Raw genomic sequence first — 20,476 nt, forward strand, 5'->3', positions numbered from 1 at the left:
CGACCTCAGCGTTCAAAGACAAGGCCGGGAGTATACAGGCTGATCCGCACTCTGACTTTTAGTGGGCGTTGAGGATTTATGGGGGCTTGGGTCTGACTTGTCGAGCGACTACAGGGTAACGGGCGGATTAGTGCCCCGCTGTTTTCGAAAACAGCTGGATCACCACCACCCCGAGCACGATCAGACCCATGCCGAGCATGGCCGGCACGTCGAGTTTCTGGCCGTAGATAAACAGCGCTGCGATGCTCACCAGCACGATTCCCAAGCCTGCCCATACGGCATAGGCCACACCCACCGGGATAGTACGCACCACCAGGGTCAGCATCCAGAATGCGGTGGCGTAACCGGCAATCACCAGAATCAGTGGCAAAGGCGTGCTGAAACCTTTGATCGCTTTCATGGAAACGGTGGCGATCACTTCGGCGCAGATGGCGATGGCCAGGTAGTAGTAGGCGTTCATGGTGGAGTCCTGAGGAGTAATGCGGGGCAATTTAACAGTAAGCCATTCTAGAGAGTGTAAAAGTGTATTGCGTTTTGATTACGACAGATCCGCCAGACATCTCGACATGACCGGGTCGGCGGGTGCCATCATGGGTAATACTTTTTCAAGTAAACTCTGTGCCCATGAATAGAACTCTCTACACCTTGCTGTTTCATCTGGGGCTGCCTCTGGTGGCGATTCGCTTGTGGCTGCGGGCGCGCAAGGCGCCGGCCTATGCCAAGCGTGTGGGCGAGCGCTTCGCGCTGAACCTTCCGCTGCTGCAACCGGGCGGGATTTGGGTGCACGCCGTGTCTGTGGGCGAGAGTATCGCTGCCGCACCGATGATCCGGGCGTTGCTCAAGCGTTATCCACAGTTGCCCATTACCGTGACGTGCATGACCCCCACCGGGTCCGAGCGGATCAAAGCCTTGTTCGCCGACGAACCGCGGATCCAGCATTGCTACCTGCCTTACGATTTGCCCTGGGCGGCGGCGCGCTTTCTGGATCGGGTACAGCCGGTACTGGCGGTGATCATGGAAACCGAACTGTGGCCCAACCACATACACCAGTGCGCCCGGCGCGGCATTCCGGTGGCGCTGGCCAATGCCCGGCTCTCAGCCCGTTCGGCCAAGGGCTATGCACGGTTTGCCAAACTGACCCGGCCAATGCTCGAGGAAATGAGCCTGATCGCGGTCCAGACAGCGACCGAAGCCGAGCGTTTCCGTGCATTGGGCGCCCGCCCTGAATGTGTGGAAGTGACAGGTTCAATCAAGTTTGACCTGAGCATCGATCCGCAATTGCTGATCAAGGCCGGCGAACTGCGTGAACACTGGCAAGCACAAAGCCGCCCGGTGTGGATTGCTGCCAGCACCCATGAAGGCGAAGACGCGATTGTGCTCGCGGCCCATCGTCAATTGCTGTCCAGCCATCCCGATGCCCTGCTGATTCTGGTACCGCGTCACCCGGAGCGCTTCAACTCGGTGTTCGAACTGTGCCGGCGCGAGGGTTTCGCCACCGTGCGCCGCTCAAGTGGCGAGCACGTCGGTGCCGGGGTGCAGGTGCTGTTGGGCGACACCATGGGCGAGTTGCTGTTTTTGTATGCGCTGGCCGACAGTGCGTTTGTCGGCGGCAGTCTGGTCGCCAATGGCGGGCACAACCTGCTGGAGCCGGCGGCCCTGGCCAAACCGGTATTGAGCGGTCCGCATCTGTTCAACTTCCTCGAAATCGCCGTGCTGTTGCGCGAGGCCGGGGCACTTGAAGAGGTGGATGACGCGCAAGGACTGGCGGTTGCGTTACAGCGCCTGTTTGAACTGCCCCAGGACGCGCAGCGCATGGGCGAAGCCGGATTGAAGGTGATGCAGGCCAATCAGGGCGCGCTGCAGCGCCTGCTGGATGGCCTGGGACGACTTCTCAAGATTTGATCCGGGGCTGGCCTGCAACCTTGCGGTTGCAGGCGGTTGTTCAATTGCCCGGTGAGCGCATATTGGCTTCAGCGGCCTGGGCCAGGTCCGGTGGCAGGAAGTCCTTGTCCGGGTTGTAGTCAGGCTTCAGATAGCGCGACAGCGCTTCGAGATCCCCCGGGTTCAAGGTGCCCGCAGCCTGTTTGAGCCGCAGGTTGTCGAGGATGTAGTCATAGCGCGAATTGTTGTAATCGCGCACCGAGGTATAGAGCTGGCGCTGGGCATCGAGCACGTCGACGATGTTGCGCGTGCCTACCTGATAACCGATTTCTGTGGCTTCCAGCGCACTCTGGTTGGAGATGATCGACTGTTTGCGCGCTTGTACCTGCTCGACATCGGTATTGACCGCGCGGTGCAGGTTGCGGGTGTTTTCGACCACCTGGCGGCGCATCGATTCACGCTGCTGTTCGGTCTGGTTCAAGCGCGAATAGGATTCGCGCACTTGCGAGCTGGTCAGGCCGCCGCTGTAGATCGGGATGTTGAGCTGCAAGCCGATGCTGCGTTGCGACACATCCCCGCTGTAGCGCTGCTGCAGCGCATTCGGGTTGCTCAGGCCAAAACCGTCGTTGTCGCCGGTTTTGTATTGCGCTACCGCATCCAGGGTCGGCGCGTGACCGGCCTTGCGCTGCTTGAGGGTTTCTTCGGCAGCTGCCACCGCGAAGTTGCTGGCCAGCAGATTGAGGTTTTGCTGGGCTGCGGTATCGACCCAGGCCTTGGCGTCATTTGGCGTCGGCGGCAGGATCGGCAGGGTGTGACGCATGCCTTCAATCGAGTTGTACTGGCGGTTGGTCAGGGTGATCAAGGCTTCAAACGCATCCGCCACCTGGCGCTGTGCCAGGAGCCGGTTGGCCCGTGCCGTGTCATAGCTGGCCTGGGATTGCAGCACGTCTGTCTTGTCCGACAGGCCCACGTCAAAGCGCTCGCGCGATTGATCCAGCTGGCGCTTGAACGCGGCTTCTTCAGCCTTGGTCGAGGCCAGCGTGTCCTGGGCGCGCAGTACCGAGAAGTACGACTCGGCGGTTTGCAGGATCAGGTTCTGCTCGGTGGCCGACAGTTGCAGGGCAGCCTGTTCGTTGACCGATTCGGCGGCTTTCAACTGGAACCAGCGGTCAGCGCGAAAAATCGGCTGCGCCAGTGTGGCCTGATACACCACGGCACTGCGGGTGGTGGTCAGCGATGGCTGGTCAATGGAAGTGCGCACGTTGCTCGACTCGGCACCCCCCGACAGGTTGGGCAGCAAGCCGGCACGGGCCTGGGGTACGACTTCCTTGCGGGCATCGTAATCGGCGCGGGCAGCTGCCAGATCGGCGTTGTTGTCGACCGCTTCGTGGTAGACGCTGACCAGCCCGTTCTGACTGGATAGCGGGGCTTGTGTATCCAGCGCCATTGCGTTGGTCGCCCAGGACACGGCGATAGCCAGTGAAAGTTTGCGCAGCATGAGCGATCCCTAGTTCAATAATGCGAAAAATAAAGGCCCGAGGCCGTGCTCCGACGCTCGTGGTTTCAAGACGTAGCGAGTGTAGTGGTGGTGGCATCTTGCAACAATGCCGTTATAGCGCCTTTCATCACGCGGTTCATATCGGGTTGGCGTTCTGCGTCACTCTTCAATAGACTGGCCGGGTTCTTGTCGGGGTGCCTTGCTATGAGGCTGAGATCGAATAATTTCGGATCCCGTTGAACCTGATCAGGTTAACGCCTGCGTAGGGAACAAGATTTCTCGTCTCCCGGCGAGTCCTCTTGAGTGCCGTCCGGGATCGATTGTTCAATAAATGATCAATCGTTCGAGGTCGCCACTCAGCATCCAGTCCTTGGGTGCATCCGTGCTTTTTTCAGGTTCTACCTCCGACAATCCGCCTGGATGCAGTCTGGAGAGCCGTGATGAGTACAAAACCAAAAAACGCGATCAATCTCAGTGATTCGGCCAAGGTCGATGAACAATCGGTCAAGCCGTTTACCCGATCACAAAAAGTCTACGTACAGGGCTCGCGCCCGGACATTCTGGTGCCGATGCGTGAAGTCAGCCTGGATGTCACGCCCACTGATTTTGGCGGCGAAATCAACGCGCCGGTATTGATCTACGACACCTCGGGCCCGTATACCGATCCGTCTGTGCAGATCGACGTGCGCAAAGGCCTGGGCGACGTGCGCTCGGCGTGGATCGATGACCGTGGCGACACTGAACGCCTGGCGGGCCTGAGCTCCAATTTCGGGCAGATGCGTCTCGACGATGCAGAACTGACCAAGCTGCGTTTTGCCCACGTGAAAAATCCGCGTCGGGCCAGGGCCGGGGCCAACGTCAGCCAGATGCACTATGCGCGTCGGGGCATCATTACCGCCGAGATGGAATACGTCGCCATCCGCGAAAACATGAAGTTGCAAGAAGCCCGGGCTGCCGGTCTGCTGGATCAGCAGCACCCGGGCCACAGTTTTGGCGCCAGCATCCCGAAAGAAATCACTGCCGAGTTCGTGCGCGAAGAGATCGCCCGCGGGCGCGCCATCATCCCGGCCAACATTAACCACGTTGAGCTGGAACCGATGATTATCGGGCGTAATTTCCTGGTGAAAATCAACGGCAACATCGGCAACAGTGCGCTGGGCTCCTCCATTGAAGAAGAAGTGGCCAAGCTGACCTGGGGCATTCGCTGGGGTTCGGACACGGTCATGGACCTGTCCACCGGCAAACATATTCACGAAACCCGCGAGTGGATCATCCGCAACTCGCCGGTGCCGATCGGTACCGTGCCGATTTATCAGGCGCTGGAGAAGGTTAACGGCGCGGCCGAAGACCTGACCTGGGAATTGTTCCGCGACACCCTGATCGAACAGGCCGAGCAGGGCGTCGACTACTTCACCATTCACGCCGGCGTGTTGTTGCGCTATGTGCCGTTGACCGCCAAGCGCGTGACCGGGATTGTCTCGCGCGGTGGTTCGATCATGGCCAAGTGGTGCCTGGCGCACCACAAAGAAAACTTCCTCTATACCCATTTCGACGAAATCTGCGAAATCATGAAGGCCTACGATGTCAGCTTCTCGCTGGGCGATGGCCTGCGTCCGGGCTCGATCGCCGACGCCAACGATGCAGCACAGTTCGGTGAGCTGGAAACCCTCGGTGAACTGACCAAAATCGCCTGGAAACACGACGTGCAGTGCATGATCGAAGGGCCGGGCCACGTGCCGATGCAACTGATCAAGGAGAACATGGACAAGCAGCTGGAGTGCTGTGACGAGGCGCCGTTCTACACTCTGGGCCCGCTGACCACCGATATTGCGCCGGGTTACGACCACATCACTTCGGGCATCGGCGCAGCCATGATCGGCTGGTTCGGTTGCGCCATGCTTTGTTACGTCACACCCAAGGAACACCTGGGGTTGCCGAACAAGGATGACGTGAAGACCGGGATCATCACTTATAAGATCGCGGCCCACGCTGCCGACCTGGCCAAGGGTCATCCGGGGGCGCAAATCCGCGACAACGCCTTGAGCAAGGCGCGCTTTGAATTCCGTTGGGAGGACCAGTTCAACCTTGGTCTGGACCCGGACACGGCCCGTTCTTACCACGACGAAACCCTGCCCAAGGATTCGGCCAAGGTCGCGCATTTCTGTTCCATGTGCGGGCCAAAATTCTGCTCGATGAAAATCACCCAGGAAGTACGCATCTACGCCGCCAATCAGCGCATTGAAACGGTGGATGCAGAAGTCGCCCAGGGCCTGGCGGAGCAGGCCGAGCGCTTCAAGCAGGAAGGCAGCCAGCTGTACAAAAAAGTCTGATCTAAACCCCGAGTCGCGGGCAAGCCGGCTCCCACAATGATTGCGCCGATATTGTGCGAGCCGGTTTGCCGGCGATTGCGAGCGTAAAAAACCAACGTCCCTTCGAGATTCATTCCTTGAACACACCCAGCACCTATTCCCCTGACATTGCGGTACCCGGTGACAAGCGCGTGTTCGGCGCCCGTGATCTGTTCTCCCTGTGGTTCTCCCTCGGCATTGGCCTGATGGTGTTGCAGACCGGCGCGTTACTGGCGCCGGGCCTGGGTCTTTCAGGGTCATTGCTGGCGATTTTCCTCGGCACCCTGGTGGGCGTGGCCCTGCTGGCTTCGGTCGGGGTGATCGGCAGCGATACCGGACTGTCCTCCATGGCTGCCCTCAAACTCAGCCTCGGCACCCGGGGTGCCATGCTCCCGGCCATGCTCAACGTGTTGCAACTGATCGGCTGGGGCTCGTTTGAAATCATCGTGATGCGCGATGCCGCAAGCTTGCTGGGCGCCCGCGCTTTCGGCGAAGGCAGCCTGTTGACCAGCCCGATGCTGTGGACCCTGTTATTTGGTGCCCTGGCCACCTTGCTCGCGGTTAGCGGACCGCTGACCTTTGTGCGCAAGGTGCTGCGTAAGTGGGGCATCTGGCTGCTGCTGGCGGCGTGTCTGTGGCTGACCTGGAACCTGTTCGCCAAAGCTGATCTGCCTGCCCTGTGGGCGCAAAAGGGTGACGGGTCGCTGCCGTTCGCACTGGGCTTTGACATTGCCATCGCCATGCCGCTGTCGTGGCTGCCGTTGATCGCCGACTATTCGCGCTTTGGCAAGCGCGCCAGAAATGTGTTCGGCGGCACCGCGCTGGGCTTTTTTATTGGCAACTTCTGGTTGATGAGTCTGGGGGTGGCCTACACGCTGGCGTTCGCTCCGAGTGGCGAAGTCAATGCGTTGCTATTGGCGCTGGCGGGTGCGGGGCTGGGGATTCCGTTGTTGCTGATCTTGCTCGACGAGTCCGAAAACGCCTTTGCCGACATTCATTCGGCGGCAGTCTCCGGCGGGATTTTGTCGCAGGTCAAAGTTGAGCATCTGGCGCTGACCATTGGTGTGATCTGCACCCTGATCGCCTGTTTCGCGCCGTTGGCGCAGTACCAGAACTTCTTGCTGCTGATCGGCTCGGTGTTCGCGCCGCTGTTTGGCGTGGTGCTGGTGGATCACTTCATTTTGCGCAAACGCAGTGCCCGGGTTTCGGTCTCATTATTCCGCTGGTCGACATTGCTGGCCTGGGGCGGCGGGGTGCTGACCTATCATCTGCTGGCGAATCTGTTTGCGGATGTGGGGGCGACCTTGCCGGCCTTGTTGCTGGCCGGGCTGCTGCAGTGGGTGCTGGGACGTAACAGAGTCTGAAGCAGCAAGCTGCAAGCCATGAGCTTGCAGCTTGCGAGCAAGCTAGCTCCTGCAGTGGACGGGGTTTAGCCGCGAGCCGGGAACCACTCAGGCTTCAGAATTCCGTTCAGGCGCGAGTAGGGGATCTTCAACTCGACATGCCCTTCGGAGTACGGCGCAATGCTGTACACGTCGTACTTGAGGACGACGTTGTCCTTGAGCAGTGCCACGTTCGGCGTTGTCTGGAACGGCCAGTTCTTCACGTATTCCGGGTCGTTGCCGAAATGGCTGCTGATCAGCCAGTTGTTGTGCGCCACTTTGGCGGCGCCCCAAAAGGCTTGCTCCTGTCCCGGCAGCAGCATGTCCTGCAGGGTGACTTCCTTCTGCTGTTTGGTGGAGTAGTTGATAAAGCCGCGTCCCGGCATGCCATGGGCGCCGCCGGTGTCCAGATAACTGGACAGTTCAACTATCACCAGACCGTCATGCTGCTCGCGTACTTTTGCCTGCAAGTAGGTGCTGTTGCGGCTGTCCGCGGTGCGCAAGAACTGCTCGCGGTAGGCATTGAGCGAAGGCGCCAGTTTTGCATCGGGCGAATCCACAGTCATTTTCAACAAGCGGTTTTCGATCAGGGCATCGAGTTTCGGGGCGTCTGCAAAGTGCGCGGTCTCGATGTTTACCAGTGGGCACTCATCGCCGCTGCATCCGGCCTTGACTTGCTCGGAAGCGTCCACAGTAAAGGCCAGCGGTTTTGGCGCGGACGGCTGGAATACGCTCTGGCAGGCACCCAGGGTCAGGGCGATACAAGTCATGGAGGCAAATTTCAAAAGCGACATGGTCGTCCTTCATCAACGAAAGAAAGGTGGAATTATGGTGGTTCGACTGCCAACAAGGGAGTCGGTTCGCCACTAAGCTCAACAGTGTCAATTAGAGAGGGTTTGCAGGCGATCCGTCTATCCCCGCGTCATAAAAGGGGCTGCATCCTTGACCGCAGGCGCGTTAGGATGCCCGATGCCGTGGGGCAACCCCGGAGAAATTCGCCAGCAGAGGTTTTCCATGACTGATATCACCAAGGCTACGCCAAGCGCCACAGAGATCATAAAACGCGAAGAGTGTTTTAAGGGTTTCTACCAGCTTGACCGCGTACACCTGCGCCATGAATTGTTTGCTGGCGGCATGAGCCCTGAGATCAGTCGCGAAGTATTTGTCCGGCACGATGCCGTGTGTGTGCTGCCCTATGATCCGCAGCGCGATGAAGTGGTGCTGATCGAGCAGTTCCGGGTCGGGGCCATGGGCAAGGCCGAGACTCCCTGGCTGATCGAACTGGTCGCCGGGCTCATCGACAAGGCCGAAGTGCCTGAAGAAGTCGCCCATCGCGAAGGTGAAGAAGAAGCGGGGCTGAAGTTCTCGTCTTTGTGGCCGATCACCCGTTACTTTCCGTCCCCGGGCGGCAGTACCGAGTTTGTGCATTTGTATCTGGGCCGTTGCAGCTCCGAAGGGGTTGGCGGATTGCACGGGCTGGAAGAAGAAGCTGAAGATATTCGGGTAACGGTCTGGGCCTATGAAGATGCCTTGCAAGCCGTACGCGATGGCCGTATTTCCAATGCAGCGAGCATTATTGCCCTGCAATGGCTGGCGCTTAACCGCGCTGAAGTGAGGGGGTTATGGTTGTAATTGCGCGTCGTGAACGATACCGGGTCGACCTGATTGGCTTGCAGGCTGCCTGCGAAGCCAACTACGCACGTTTGATGCGGTTGCTGCCCGATATGCGTGAGCAACCGGTTGCACGGCGGATCGCCGTGACCCAGGGTGACCAGATGCTCGGGGTGCTGACCCTTGAGGTGATTCAGGACTGCCCCTACACCAGCACGTTGCGGGTACGGCAGGAACACAGCCTGCCGTGGCTGCCGGTACCCGAACTGCAGGTTCAGGTGTACCACGATGCGCGCATGGCTGAGGTGATTGCGGCCGAGCATGCGCGGCGTTTTCGCAGTATTTACCCGTACCCCAACGTGGCCATGCACCAGCCCGACGAGAAAGCCCAGCTCAATATATTTTTGGGTGAGTGGCTGAGCCATTGTCTGGCATGCGGGCATGAATACGCGGAAGTCCGTTAGACGTACTAATTTGTAGAAGCGGGCTGGCTCGCGATCTTTGCCCCACGACAGCTGGCGAGCAAGCGCGCTCCTGCCACACAACCCTTTCTCCCGGGAGATTCACCTTGCCGAGTGTATCCACGCTGACCACCGAAGACCCGGTGCTGCTGGTGCAGTTGACCGACAGCCATTTGTTTGCCGATGCCGAGGGTTCACTGCTGGGGCTCAGGACCGCAGACAGCCTGCAGCAGGTCATCGATCTGGTTCGCGGCGAACAGCCGCAGGTCGATTTACTGTTGGGCACCGGTGATCTGGCCCAGGACGGCAGCATTGCGGCTTACCAGCGTTTTCGGCAATTGACCGGGTCGCTGTGCGCCAAAGCGCGCTGGATTCCCGGCAATCATGACAATCTGCCCCATATGCGCGAAGCGGCCGTGCAAAGCCGTTTGCTGGACCCGGTGGTTGATCTGGGCAATTGGCGCATCACATTGCTGCATTCGAACGTGGAGCAAAAGAGCCAGGGTTATCTGCAAGACAGTCAGCTGCAGTTGCTGGCGCAATCCTTGAGCGAAGCGCCGGACCGTCATCATCTGATCTGCCTGCACCACCATCCGGTGCCGGTGGGCTGTGAATGGATTGAACCGATCGGGCTGTGCAACGCCGGTGAGTTCTGGAAGGTCATCGATCGTTATCCACAGGTCCGTGGCGTACTTTGGGGGCACGTGCATCAGGCGTTCGATCAGCAGCGCAACGGCGTCAGGTTGCTGGCCTCACCCTCGACCTGCATCCAGTTCGCCCCCGGCAGCGCGGATTTCAAGGTCAGCAGTGAGGCGCCGGGTTATCGCTGGTTGCGCCTGCAGCCTGATGGCACTTTGCAAACCGGGGTGTCACGCGTCACTGACTTCGTCTTTGAACCCGATTACAGCGCCAACAATTACTGAGTTGCCCCTGAGTCAGGCTAAACTGCGCGTCTTTATTGATGTTGTGTTCAGCCTTATCTGTACTCGGGAGTGATTGCATGTCCGGTTCCATCTTGTATATCCATGGCTTCAACAGTGCCCCTGAGTCCAAAAAGGCCACGCAGTTGATCTCGGTAATGCAAGGCATGGGCCTTGGCGATCAGCTCCGGGTGCCGGCCTTGCATCATCACCCCCGTGAAGCGATGGCGCAGTTGACCGCGGCAATCAGCGAGATGGACCGTCCGTTGCTGGTCGGCAGCTCACTCGGCGGCTACTATGCGACCTGGTTGGCCGAACAGCATGGCCTCAAGGCACTACTGGTCAACCCGGCCGTCAGCCCGCATCGGATGTTCGACGGTTATCTGGGCACCCAAACCAATCTTTACAGTGGCGAAACCTGGGAGCTGACCCTGGATCATGTGCAGGCCCTGGCCGAGCTTGAAGTGGCGGCACCCCAGGACCCGCAGCGGTATCAGGTGTGGCTGCAAACAGGCGATGAAACCCTGGACTACCGTAATGCTGAAAAGTACTACAAGGCGTGTGTCTTGCGGATTCAGGCCGGTGGCGATCACAGTTACCAGGGGTTCGCGCAGCAACTGCCCGCGCTGCTGAATTTTGCCGGGATTGGCGCCCAACAGTATCAAACCATCGATTTTGCGGCCCTTTAAGGCGCCGGTCGAATGGCCCTTATTTTTCATTTACGACTAACGACGAGACCCTATGGCCACTCCCAGCGCTAGCTCTTATAACGCCGACGCCATCGAAGTCCTCTCGGGCCTCGACCCGGTGCGCAAACGTCCCGGCATGTACACCGACACCAGCCGGCCCAACCACCTGGCCCAGGAAGTCATCGATAACAGTGTCGACGAAGCCCTGGCCGGTCACGCCAAATCGGTGCAGGTCATTCTGCACGCCGATCACTCGCTGGAAGTCAGTGATGACGGGCGCGGCATGCCGGTGGACATTCACCCCGAAGAAGGGGTGTCAGGGGTCGAACTGATCCTCACCAAGCTCCATGCCGGCGGCAAGTTTTCCAACAAGAACTACCAGTTCTCCGGCGGCCTGCACGGCGTGGGGATTTCGGTGGTCAACGCGCTGTCGACCCTGGTGCGGGTCAAGGTCAAGCGTGACGGCAACGAGTACCAGATGACCTTTGCCGATGGCTACAAAGCCACCGACCTGGAAGTTGTCGGCACTGTCGGCAAGCGCAATACCGGTACCAGCGTGTTCTTTGCGCCGGACCCTAAATACTTCGATTCACCCAAGTTTTCGGTCAGCCGTCTCAAGCACGTGCTCAAGGCCAAGGCCGTATTGTGCCCGGGGCTGCTGGTCAGTTTCGAGGACAAGGGCACCGGCGAAAAGATCGAGTGGCACTACGAAGACGGCCTGCGCTCCTATCTGGTGGATGCGGTCAGCGAATTCGAGCGCCTGCCTGACGAGCCGTTCTGTGGCAGCCTGGCGGGCAATAAAGAAGCCATCGACTGGGCGCTGTTGTGGCTGCCCGAAGGCGGCGACAGTGTTCAGGAAAGCTACGTCAACCTGATCCCGACGGCCCAGGGCGGGACCCACGTCAACGGACTGCGCCAGGGCTTGCTCGATGCCATGCGCGAGTTCTGTGAATTCCGCAGCCTGCTGCCCCGTGGCGTCAAGCTGGCTCCCGAAGATGTGTGGGAACGCATTGCGTTCGTGCTGTCGATGAAAATGCAGGAACCGCAATTCTCGGGCCAGACCAAAGAGCGTCTGTCGTCCCGTGAGGCGGCCGCTTTCGTCTCGGGTGTGATCAAGGACTCCTTCAGTCTGTGGCTCAATGCCAACCCCGAGTTGGGCATGCAGCTGGCAGAACTGGCAATCAACAACGCCGGGCGCAGGCTCAAGGCCAGTAAAAAGGTCGAGCGCAAACGCATCACCCAGGGGCCGGCCCTGCCGGGCAAGCTTGCGGACTGTGCCGGGCAGGACCCGATGCGCTCCGAGCTGTTTCTGGTGGAGGGTGACTCCGCCGGCGGTTCAGCCAAGCAGGCCCGGGACAAAGAGTTCCAGGCCATCCTGCCGTTGCGCGGCAAGATCCTTAACACCTGGGAAGTCGACGGCAGCGAAGTGCTGGCCAGCCAGGAAGTGCACAACATCGCGGTAGCCATCGGGGTTGATCCGGGCGCGGCCGACATCAGCCAGCTGCGCTACGGCAAGATCTGCATCCTCGCCGACGCCGACTCGGACGGTCTGCACATTGCCACCTTGCTCTGTGCATTGTTCGTGCAGCACTTCCGCCCGCTGGTGGATGCCGGTCACGTGTATGTGGCCATGCCGCCGCTGTACCGGATCGACCTGGGCAAAGAGATTTTCTACGCCCTGGACGAAGCCGAGCGTGATGGCATCATCGACCGTCTGGTGGCCGAGAAGAAGCGCGGCAAACCGCAGGTCACGCGATTCAAAGGTCTGGGTGAAATGAACCCGCCGCAGCTGCGTGAAACCACCATGGACCCGAACACCCGGCGTCTGGTGCAGCTGACGCTTGAAGATTACGCCGCCACGTCGGAAATGATGGACATGTTGCTGGCGAAAAAACGCGCCGGTGACCGCAAGTCCTGGCTCGAATCCAAAGGCAACCTGGCGCAGGTGCTGGCCTGATGCGCAGTGCCTTGATGGCGTTGCTTTGTGTGACTGCAGCACCGGTAATGGCCGATACCTGGCCGGAGCTGGTGCTGCAGTCCGAGCATCCCGTAGAAGGCATGCGCGGCGCCAACCTGTCCGGGCTGGCGCTGTGTCTGGGTGAGCTGTGGGCGGTGTCTGATCGCGATGATGATCAGATTTACCGCCTGGATCAGCACTCTCCCGAATGGCACGCCGAGGCACTGCATATTGATGTCCCGCCGCCCCCTGAAAGCGGCTTGCCGTGGGGCGTGCGCATGATGAGCAAGGCTGTCAGCCCGTTGCGTGGTGGTGAACTGGATTTCGAAGGCATCAGTTGCGACGAGGCGGGCAACCGCTTCGTGGTCAGCGAGACCCACGCCGCGGTGCTGCAAATTCCGCAGACGGGCGCGCCGGCATGGTTGAAAATCGATCCGTCACTGGTCCGTCAGGCGCGCGCCAGCGGCATGCTGCTGCATTTCAATGCGCTGTTTGAAGGTATCGCCGTCAACCCGCAGGGCAACCAGATCTGGCTGGCGGCCGAGCGCGAGCGCCGCGGTTTGCTGACCATCGGCAAAAAACAGAGCGTGTGGGACTGCGAAGGCGGTTGCGTGTTGATGAGTGAGGGTGGCCTCGAGTCGGCCCCACCTCAACTCAAGGTCAAGGCACAACAAAAGGACTTCGCCGACCTGGCGCTGTTCGAGGGCAAGCTGTTCACCCTCGAGCGCATGGCCTATCGCATTTGTCGTCGCACCCCGGGCACGGGCGACGTTGAGCGCTGCTGGTCATTTGCCGATGATGGGTTGATCGCTCCCCGGCGTTACAACAGCGCCTATGGCAATGCCGAGGCCCTGAGTGTGGATGCCGAAGGCGCCTGGATCGGTGTGGACAACGGCAATCACGTGCGCGCCGATGGCGAGAAGCGTCCCGTGGTCTGGCGCTTCGCGGCACCGCAAGGTGGCTGGAGTGCCGCATCATGAGCCAGCAACCGCCGGGCAAGGGTGTGGGCCGGGTCTTCATGATTGTGGCCTGGTGCGCGGGGCTGTATCTGGCGACGCAATTTTTCGGGCGCTGGGAACAGCGTCAGGAAAACCCCAATACTGAGGTCGCCTCGCTGCAGGGCGCGGGCTACATCGAAGTCAAACTGCTCGCCAATTCCCATGGCCACTTCGTCGCCAGCGGCCGTATCAACAACGTGCCGGTGGAATTTTTACTGGATACCGGGGCCACCGATGTCGCGGTCCCGCTGGAGCTGGCCAGGCAGTTGGCATTGCCCAAGGGCATGGCCGTGACCCTGAATACCGCCAATGGCCGTACCCAGGGCTATCAGACCCGCATCGACCGCCTACAACTGGGCGCCATTGTGCTGCGCGACGTACGCGCGGTGGCGGCTCCCGGGCTTGAAGGCGAACAAGTGCTATTGGGCATGAGTGCGCTGAAAAAACTTGAATTTACCCAGCGCGGCGGCACCATGCTGCTGCGCCAGACAACGAACTGAATGAGGTCCGCATGAGCGATTCCCTTGATCTCAGCCTGGACGGCGTAGAACGCCGGTCACTGGCCGACTTCACCGAACAGGCCTACCTCAACTACTCCATGTACGTAATCATGGACCGGGCCCTGCCGCATATCGGCGACGGCCTCAAGCCTGTACAGCGGCGCATTATCTACGCCATGAGCGAGTTGGGGCTGGACGCAGATTCCAAGCACAAGAAATCGGCGCGTACCGTCGGTGACGTACTCGGCAAGTTTCACCCCCACGGTGATTCGGCGTGCTACGAAGCCATGGTGCTGATGGCGCAGCCATTCAGCTATCGCTACACCCTGGTCGACGGGCAAGGTAACTGGGGTGCGCCGGATGATCCCAAGTCATTCGCCGCCATGCGTTACACCGAAGCCCGCCTGTCGCGTTACTCCGAAGTGCTGCTCAGCGAACTGGGCCAGGGCACGGCGGACTGGGTCCCGAACTTTGACGGCACCCTTGACGAACCTGCGGTGTTACCGGCCCGTTTGCCGAACATCCTGCTCAATGGCACCACCGGCATTGCCGTGGGCATGGCCACTGACGTGCCGCCGCACAACCTGCGTGAAGTCGCGACCGCCTGCGTGCGGCTGCTCGACGAGCCCAAGGCCACGATAGAGCAACTGTGCGAACACATTCAGGGCCCGGACTACCCGACCGAAGCCGAAATCATCACCCCCCGTGCCGATCTGCTGAAGATCTACCAGACCGGTCGTGGTTCGGTGCGCATGCGGGCGGTGTACCACATCGAAGATGGCGACATCGTGGTCACGGCATTGCCGCACCAGGTATCGGGCGCCAAGGTGCTGGAGCAGATCGCTGCGCTGATGCAGGCCAAGCCGACCAAGCTGGCGATGGTTACTGACTTGCGCGACGAATCGGACCACGAAAACCCGTGCCGCATCGTGATCATTCCGCGCAACAACAAGGTCGATCTCGACGAATTGATGCAGCATCTGTTTGCTGTGACCGATCTTGAGTCCACTTTTCGCGTCAACATCAACATCATCGGCCTGGACGGCAAGCCGCAGCTGAAAAATCTGCGGGCCCTGCTGGTGGAGTGGCTGGAGTTCCGGGTTCACACGGTGCGCCGCCGCTTGCAGTTCCGCCTTGATAAAGTCGAGCGCCGCCTGCACCTGTTGGACGGTTTGCTCACTGCTTATCTGAACCTCGACGAAGTGATTCATATCATTCGTACCGAGGAACATCCCAAAGCCGAGCTGATTGCGCGTTTTGCCCTGAGCGAAACCCAGGCCGACTACATCCTCGACACGCGCCTGCGCCAATTGGCCCGCCTCGAAGAGATGAAGCTGCGCACCGAGCAAGATGCGTTGCGCAAAGAGCAGGCCAAGCTGCAAACCTTGCTGGGCAGCGAAGCCAAGCTGAAAAAACTGGTGCGCAGTGAATTGCTGGCTGACGCCGAAACCTATGGCGATGACCGTCGCTCGCCGATTGTGTCCCGCGCTGAAGCCAAAGCCTTGTCGGAAAACGAGCTGGTGCCCACTGAAGCGGTCACGGTGGTTCTGTCCGAAAAAGGCTGGGTACGTTGCGGTAAAGGTCACGACCTGGATGCGACCGGGCTGTCCTATAAAGCAGGGGACGGCTATAAAACCGCTGCTGCCGGACGCTCCAACCAGTTCGCGGTATTTATTGACTCCACTGGGCGCAGTTACTCGGTGCCCGCCCACACGTTGCCGTCGGCACGAGGCCAGGGCGAGCCGTTGACCGGCCGCCTCACGCCGCCACCGGGCGCGACTTTCGAGTGCGTGTTGTTGCCCGAAGACGACTCGCTGTACGTGATTGCCTCCGATGCCGGTTACGGGTTTGTGGTCAAGGGTGAAGACCTGCAGGCCAAGAACAAGGCCGGCAAGGCGTTGCTCAGCCTGCCCAAAGGCGCGCAAGTGATGCTGCCGCGACCTGTGGCGGATCGCGAGCACAATTGGCTGGCGGCGGTTACCACCGAAGGCCGGCTGCTGATATTCAAAGTCAGCGACCTGCCGCAACTGGGTAAAGGCAAGGGCAACAAGATTATCGGCATTCCCGGTGATCGCGTGGCCAATCGCGAAGAGTACGTGACGGACATCGCCGTGCTGCCGGACAACGCCACATTGGTGCTGCAGGCCGGCAAACGCACCCTGTCGCTCAAGGCTGATGACCTGGAACATTACAAAGGCGAACGGGGTCGGCGCGGGAACAAATTGCCGCGAGGCTTCCAGCGTGTGGATGCTTTGCTGGTAGAAGTGCCCAATTAAGCCCGTTTAGTGCGTCCGATCTGCGATTTATCGCGTAGATCGGCGCAACGGCGCTGGAGTCACGCCGTATATTCGCGGATGATATGCGCCTCTTACGACATAGCGCGTATGATTTTTCCTGGAAATCTTCAGAATCACACTGCGGCGCGCCAAACGGCGGCCACCTGGATGGAATGATGAACGTTCTACGTCTTCCTTTAATTGCGCTACTGACCGGTGTGCTCGGCCTGGCGGGGTGCAGCACGCACCAGCCAGCGGCTTTGTACCAACTGGACAGTGGCACCCCCGGCCAGCCCAAGCAAAGTGCGGGCATGGCTGTGGTACTTGGCCCGGTGACTGTGGCCGATTACCTGCAACGCGAAACGTTGCTGCAACGTCAGCCGGATGGCAGCCTGAGTGCGGCCACCGATGGTCGTTGGGCCGGCAGCCTGTCGTCAGACATCGATCAGTTGTTGCTGCGTCAGGTGGCCTGGCGTCTGGACAGTCAGCGAGTAGTGCTGGCACCGGCCCCTTCGGGCTTCAGTCCGGACGTGCAAGTGCTGCTGTCGATCACCCGTCTGGACTCCGGAGAGAGCCAACCGGCAATTCTCGACGCCCAATGGCGCTTGATCGACCGGCGCGGCCAGGTACGGGACAACCGCATGGTTCATCTGGAACAGCAGCACGACGGCAGCACGGCCGCTCAGGTCAAGGCTCAGGGCGAGTTGTTGCAACAGTTGAGCAAACAATTGGCGGCGGCCCTGGAACCGCTGGCCAACCAGCCGCCGCTGGTTGAATTGCGCAAGCCCGAAGCCAGGCCGGCCCCCAAGCAAACGGAGAAGCCGAGAATTCCGATGGCTTCACCGATACGCACGGACATGGAAGTGTTCCGCTTCTGAGTCAGTTCACACAATAAAAAACGCCGCTTGCCCAGCACTGGGAAAGCGGCGTTTTTTATTGCCCGGCCTTTGCAGGAGCCGGCATGCTAGCGAGCTGTTTCAGCGCCCGGCTCGCTCCTGCAGGCTATGGCCTTTAGCCGCGGTTCTCATGCATCCGGGCCAGCTGGCGTTCGAGCATGGACGGGTAGGGCTCCATCAGCCGCTCAACGCAGCAGGCGCCTTCGGGGCTGGCGATAGGGCGGATGCGGGCACGTTGACGAATCAGCGGGTCATCGCTGATTTTGCGCTCCACCAGCAGCAGGTTGCGGCTGTGTTGCGACAATGCCAGGGCGTCCTGGGCGGTTTCGGTCAGCAGCAGATCAATCTGGCTCAGGCCGTTCAGCCCTTCGCCCAGCACCAGACCCAGCTGCAATTGCAGGGTGATGCCGCTGTCGGCAACTTCGATCTGCAGAGCGTGGCCCAGGGCCCGCAGCAATTCGCCACAGCAGATGGCGTTGGTCAGGTAGTCGTCGCCGCTGTCTTCGCTATGGAACAGCATCAGGGTGCTGCCATCGTTCAACGTGTGCAGCTCGCTCTGGTACAGCGACGCCGCCTGGTTCAGGCAGTCGCGATAGCGTTCAAGCAATTCCATCAGACGGGCACGGGGCAGGCGCCGCAGTTGTTCTTGCGCCCCCAGCTGGACTGCCAGTACCGCGCTCGGTTGCGGTGAGGTCGGCACGGCTTTGGCCACGGCTTTGGGAGCAACCGCGGTTGTGCCGGTATCGCGCAGGTCCGCGAACGGGTCTTCTTCACCCTCATCTTCTTCGGTGCTGATCACTTGCCGGGGTGCCGCTTTAGGGGCAGGCGCAGCCGGTGCTTCATCGAAAGCCGGATCGCTCAGGTTGCGTACTTCGAAGGTCGGCTCGTTGTCTTCGGCGGCTTCGTAATCGCTGTCGTCGTAGTCGTCTTCCGGTTCTGGCTCTGGTTCCGGCTCTGGAGCCGGGGGGGCCAGTCGGCTGTGAAGCTGGCGCGCCAGATCACCGATTTCATCCTGGCGGGTAGTTGCCGGGGTGTAAGGGTCCGGTTCGCGCAGCCAGACCCGCAGCTGCAACAGGGGGGTGGTGATATGGCGGCCCAGACGCAGGCTCAAAGCCAGCGCCAGTGCGAGCAGAATTGCACTCAAGATGCCCATGCTCTGCAGGCTGATGGTCATCGGCTGCTCGAACTGGTTCATGTCCAGGCTAATGCGCAGATGCCCGGCCGTTACATCCTGAAAGGTGATTTTGGTCTGGTACACGCCCTCGGTTTCGCCCAGCAGGCTGTTTTTTGGACGTTGCCCGGCTTCGGCGAGGATGCGGTTATCGACGCTATAAATAGCGGCGTGCGCAACCAGGGGGTTTTTGGTCAGGTTATTGAGCAGCACGTTGAGGCTGAGAATGTCGTTGGACACCAGCAACTCGGTGGCCGAGGTGGCTGTTTGGGTGGTCAGGCTCTGACCCAGTGCATCGGCTTGTTCGTGCATGGCCTGTTTGAATTGCAGGCCCATCACCACGGCATATATGACCAGCGCCAGCGCGACCAGAATCACGTTGTGGGTGGCGATACGCAGAGCAATCGGAACGCGACGATCGCGCAAGGCCCGGAAGATCAGCAGGAAGAAATTATCGTTTTTGACAGGCAATGGCCGGTTCACTGAGCGCGGCTCTTAGTCCGTTAAGTTGGAGCGCAGTATAACGAGCGGCCTCGAGGCGGCAAAGCCTTGGCGATGCCCGATGGTCACTGAAAGTAGGTAGAATGCGGTTTTTTTAGTGAATGGGGGTGTGCCTTGCGCGAAATCGTCCTGATAAACATCACGGGTGAGGACCGTCCGGGTCTCACTGCGGCCATTACCGGCGTACTGGCCAGCAATGGGGTGAACATTCTCGACATCGGTCAGGCCGTCATTCATGGCGTTTTGTCGTTGGGTTTTCTGGTTGAAATTCCGCAAGCGGAGCAGGTGTCGGCGGTACTTAAAGACCTGCAGCCCCTGATCGCCAAAGAAGGCCTGCAACTGCGCTTCGACCCGATCTCCGAGGAGCACTACCAGCGCTGGGTCAACGAGCAGAGCCGCCAGCGTCATGTGGTGACATTGATGAGCCGCCAGGTCACGGCCCATGAACTGCAACAGGTGACATCGGTAATCAGCCAGCACGGGCTGAACATCGAGCAGACGGATCGTCTGTCCGGTCGTGTGCCGCTGGATGCGCCGACGCAGTTGAGCAAGAGCTGCATCGAGTTGCGCGTCTGCGGTGAGCCGACCGACCTCCAGGCGTTGCGTGAAGCATTCTTTAACCTGGCGCAAGAACTCAATGTCGACATTGCCTTGCAGGAGGACACCCTGTTCCGTCGCCATCGCCGCCTTGCCGTATTTGATATGGACTCGACCCTGATCCAGGCCGAAGTCATCGACGAGCTGGCAAAGGCTGCGGGTGTGGGCGAGCAGGTATCGGCCATTACCGAGCGGGCCATGGCCGGTGAGCTGGATTTCAAGGCCAGTTTCAAGGAGCGCATGGCGCTGCTTAAAGGTCTGGACGTCAGCGTGCTGGACTCCATCGGCGCCTCGCTGCGGTTGACCGAGGGCACCGAAGTGCTGTTCGCAGAGCTTAAGCGCCTGGGCTACAAAACCGCCATTCTGTCCGGCGGCTTTACCTACTTCGCCAAGCAATTGCAGGAAAAGCTGGGTATCGACTACGTGTTCGCCAACGAGCTGCAAGTAGTGGATGGAAAAGTCACCGGGGTGGCGGTTGAGCCGATTGTCGATGCGCAGCGCAAAGCCGATTTGCTGCGAGAGCTGACAATAAAGGAAGGGTTGGTACTGGAGCAGACCATTGCGGTCGGTGATGGCGCCAACGACTTGCCAATGCTGGCAATTGCCGGGCTGGGTGTGGCATTCCGTGCCAAGCCGCTGGTTAAACAGTCAGCCAGACATGCCATTTCGACCCTGGGTCTGGATGCCGTGCTGTACCTGCTGGGTCAGCGCGACCGTAACAGCCAGGGCTAGCCAGACCCTGCAGCAGCGCCCTTGCTCGCGAGCTTTCAAGATCGCGAGCAAGGGCGGG

Annotated in this window: 17 protein-coding genes and 1 riboswitch; of the genes, 13 read left to right on the plus strand and 4 right to left on the minus strand. The window is 60.1% G+C overall.

Translation table 11 applies throughout. The features are described 5' to 3' along the window. Nucleotides 1-127: 127 nt before the first annotated feature. Nucleotides 128-460 carry a multidrug efflux SMR transporter gene (locus WG29040_RS04460; protein ID WP_003438955.1) on the minus strand — a complete coding sequence of 111 codons (333 nt, stop codon included), beginning with the start codon at nucleotides 458-460 and terminating at the stop codon, nucleotides 128-130. Nucleotides 461-624: 164 nt separating this feature from the next. Here WG29040_RS04460 and waaA point away from each other — a divergent pair, with 164 nt between their 5' ends. Beyond that, a complete protein-coding gene (gene waaA, locus WG29040_RS04465; protein ID WP_127195733.1) occupies nucleotides 625-1,902 on the plus strand; it encodes a lipid IV(A) 3-deoxy-D-manno-octulosonic acid transferase in 1,278 nt (425 codons plus the stop codon). Between the two features lie 40 nt (nucleotides 1,903-1,942). Here the strand turns inward: waaA and WG29040_RS04470 are convergent, their stop codons facing one another. Further along, a complete protein-coding gene (locus WG29040_RS04470; RefSeq protein WP_003438959.1) occupies nucleotides 1,943-3,379 on the minus strand; it encodes a TolC family outer membrane protein in 1,437 nt (478 codons plus the stop codon). A gap of 180 nt (nucleotides 3,380-3,559) precedes the next feature. Further along, nucleotides 3,560-3,665: riboswitch (TPP riboswitch) on the plus strand. A gap of 154 nt (nucleotides 3,666-3,819) precedes the next feature. Between WG29040_RS04470 and thiC the strand changes: the two genes are divergently transcribed. Beyond that, complete coding sequence (thiC, locus tag WG29040_RS04475; RefSeq protein ID WP_010656259.1) at nucleotides 3,820-5,709, plus strand: phosphomethylpyrimidine synthase ThiC; 1,890 nt, start codon at nucleotides 3,820-3,822, stop codon at nucleotides 5,707-5,709. A 116-nt stretch (nucleotides 5,710-5,825) separates the two neighbouring features. Further along, a complete protein-coding gene (gene cytX, locus WG29040_RS04480) occupies nucleotides 5,826-7,091 on the plus strand; it encodes a putative hydroxymethylpyrimidine transporter CytX (RefSeq protein WP_037001306.1) in 1,266 nt (421 codons plus the stop codon). Between the two features lie 65 nt (nucleotides 7,092-7,156). Here the strand turns inward: cytX and WG29040_RS04485 are convergent, their stop codons facing one another. Beyond that, entirely contained in the window at nucleotides 7,157-7,903 is a 747-nt protein-coding gene (locus WG29040_RS04485; protein WP_003438965.1) for an RsiV family protein, read from the minus strand. Nucleotides 7,904-8,123: 220 nt separating this feature from the next. On the opposite strand from WG29040_RS04485, the gene WG29040_RS04490 reads away from it, so the two are divergent. The 9 genes from WG29040_RS04490 (at nucleotide 8,124) to WG29040_RS04530 (ending at nucleotide 17,399) form a co-directional block, all read left to right on the plus strand. Beyond that, nucleotides 8,124-8,741 (plus strand): NUDIX domain-containing protein, encoded by a 618-nt coding sequence (locus WG29040_RS04490; RefSeq protein ID WP_003438967.1) that lies wholly within the window; start codon nucleotides 8,124-8,126, stop codon nucleotides 8,739-8,741. Further along, a complete protein-coding gene (locus tag WG29040_RS04495) occupies nucleotides 8,732-9,184 on the plus strand; it encodes a DUF1249 domain-containing protein (RefSeq protein ID WP_003438969.1) in 453 nt (150 codons plus the stop codon). Before WG29040_RS04490 ends, WG29040_RS04495 begins: the two co-directional genes overlap by 10 nt. A gap of 104 nt (nucleotides 9,185-9,288) precedes the next feature. Next, the gene (gene cpdA / locus WG29040_RS04500; protein ID WP_003438971.1) at nucleotides 9,289-10,104 is read left to right on the plus strand and encodes a 3',5'-cyclic-AMP phosphodiesterase; all 816 of its coding nucleotides are present in this window, start codon (nucleotides 9,289-9,291) and stop codon (nucleotides 10,102-10,104) included. Nucleotides 10,105-10,181: 77 nt separating this feature from the next. Continuing rightward, the gene (locus WG29040_RS04505; RefSeq protein ID WP_003438973.1) at nucleotides 10,182-10,790 is read left to right on the plus strand and encodes a YqiA/YcfP family alpha/beta fold hydrolase; all 609 of its coding nucleotides are present in this window, start codon (nucleotides 10,182-10,184) and stop codon (nucleotides 10,788-10,790) included. Between the two features lie 52 nt (nucleotides 10,791-10,842). After that, a complete protein-coding gene (gene parE / locus WG29040_RS04510) occupies nucleotides 10,843-12,747 on the plus strand; it encodes a DNA topoisomerase IV subunit B (protein WP_010656257.1) in 1,905 nt (634 codons plus the stop codon). Next, complete coding sequence (locus WG29040_RS04515) at nucleotides 12,747-13,727, plus strand: esterase-like activity of phytase family protein (protein ID WP_003438975.1); 981 nt, start codon at nucleotides 12,747-12,749, stop codon at nucleotides 13,725-13,727. The genes parE and WG29040_RS04515 overlap by 1 nt, the downstream gene beginning before the upstream one ends. Then, on the plus strand, nucleotides 13,724-14,245 hold the full coding sequence (locus WG29040_RS04520) for a TIGR02281 family clan AA aspartic protease (RefSeq protein ID WP_127195734.1): 522 nt from the start codon (nucleotides 13,724-13,726) through the stop codon (nucleotides 14,243-14,245). The genes WG29040_RS04515 and WG29040_RS04520 overlap by 4 nt, the downstream gene beginning before the upstream one ends. 11 nt (nucleotides 14,246-14,256) lie before the next feature. Continuing rightward, nucleotides 14,257-16,521 carry a DNA topoisomerase IV subunit A gene (gene parC / locus WG29040_RS04525; protein ID WP_003438977.1) on the plus strand — a complete coding sequence of 755 codons (2,265 nt, stop codon included), beginning with the start codon at nucleotides 14,257-14,259 and terminating at the stop codon, nucleotides 16,519-16,521. A gap of 173 nt (nucleotides 16,522-16,694) precedes the next feature. After that, the gene (locus tag WG29040_RS04530; RefSeq protein WP_003438979.1) at nucleotides 16,695-17,399 is read left to right on the plus strand and encodes a membrane integrity-associated transporter subunit PqiC; all 705 of its coding nucleotides are present in this window, start codon (nucleotides 16,695-16,697) and stop codon (nucleotides 17,397-17,399) included. A 133-nt stretch (nucleotides 17,400-17,532) separates the two neighbouring features. Here WG29040_RS04530 and WG29040_RS04535 read toward each other — a convergent pair whose 3' ends face one another. Beyond that, nucleotides 17,533-19,071, minus strand: a complete 1,539-nt coding sequence (locus WG29040_RS04535) for an AhpA/YtjB family protein (protein WP_003438981.1) — start codon at nucleotides 19,069-19,071, stop codon at nucleotides 17,533-17,535. Nucleotides 19,072-19,203: 132 nt separating this feature from the next. On the opposite strand from WG29040_RS04535, the gene serB reads away from it, so the two are divergent. Beyond that, nucleotides 19,204-20,418, plus strand: a complete 1,215-nt coding sequence (serB, locus tag WG29040_RS04540; RefSeq protein ID WP_003438982.1) for a phosphoserine phosphatase SerB — start codon at nucleotides 19,204-19,206, stop codon at nucleotides 20,416-20,418. The last annotated feature ends 58 nt before the right edge of the window (nucleotides 20,419-20,476 follow it).

Origin of the sequence: Pseudomonas sp. PAMC 29040 (assembly GCF_003994535.1) — a bacterium.
GTDB lineage: Bacteria > Pseudomonadota > Gammaproteobacteria > Pseudomonadales > Pseudomonadaceae > Aquipseudomonas > Aquipseudomonas paraversuta.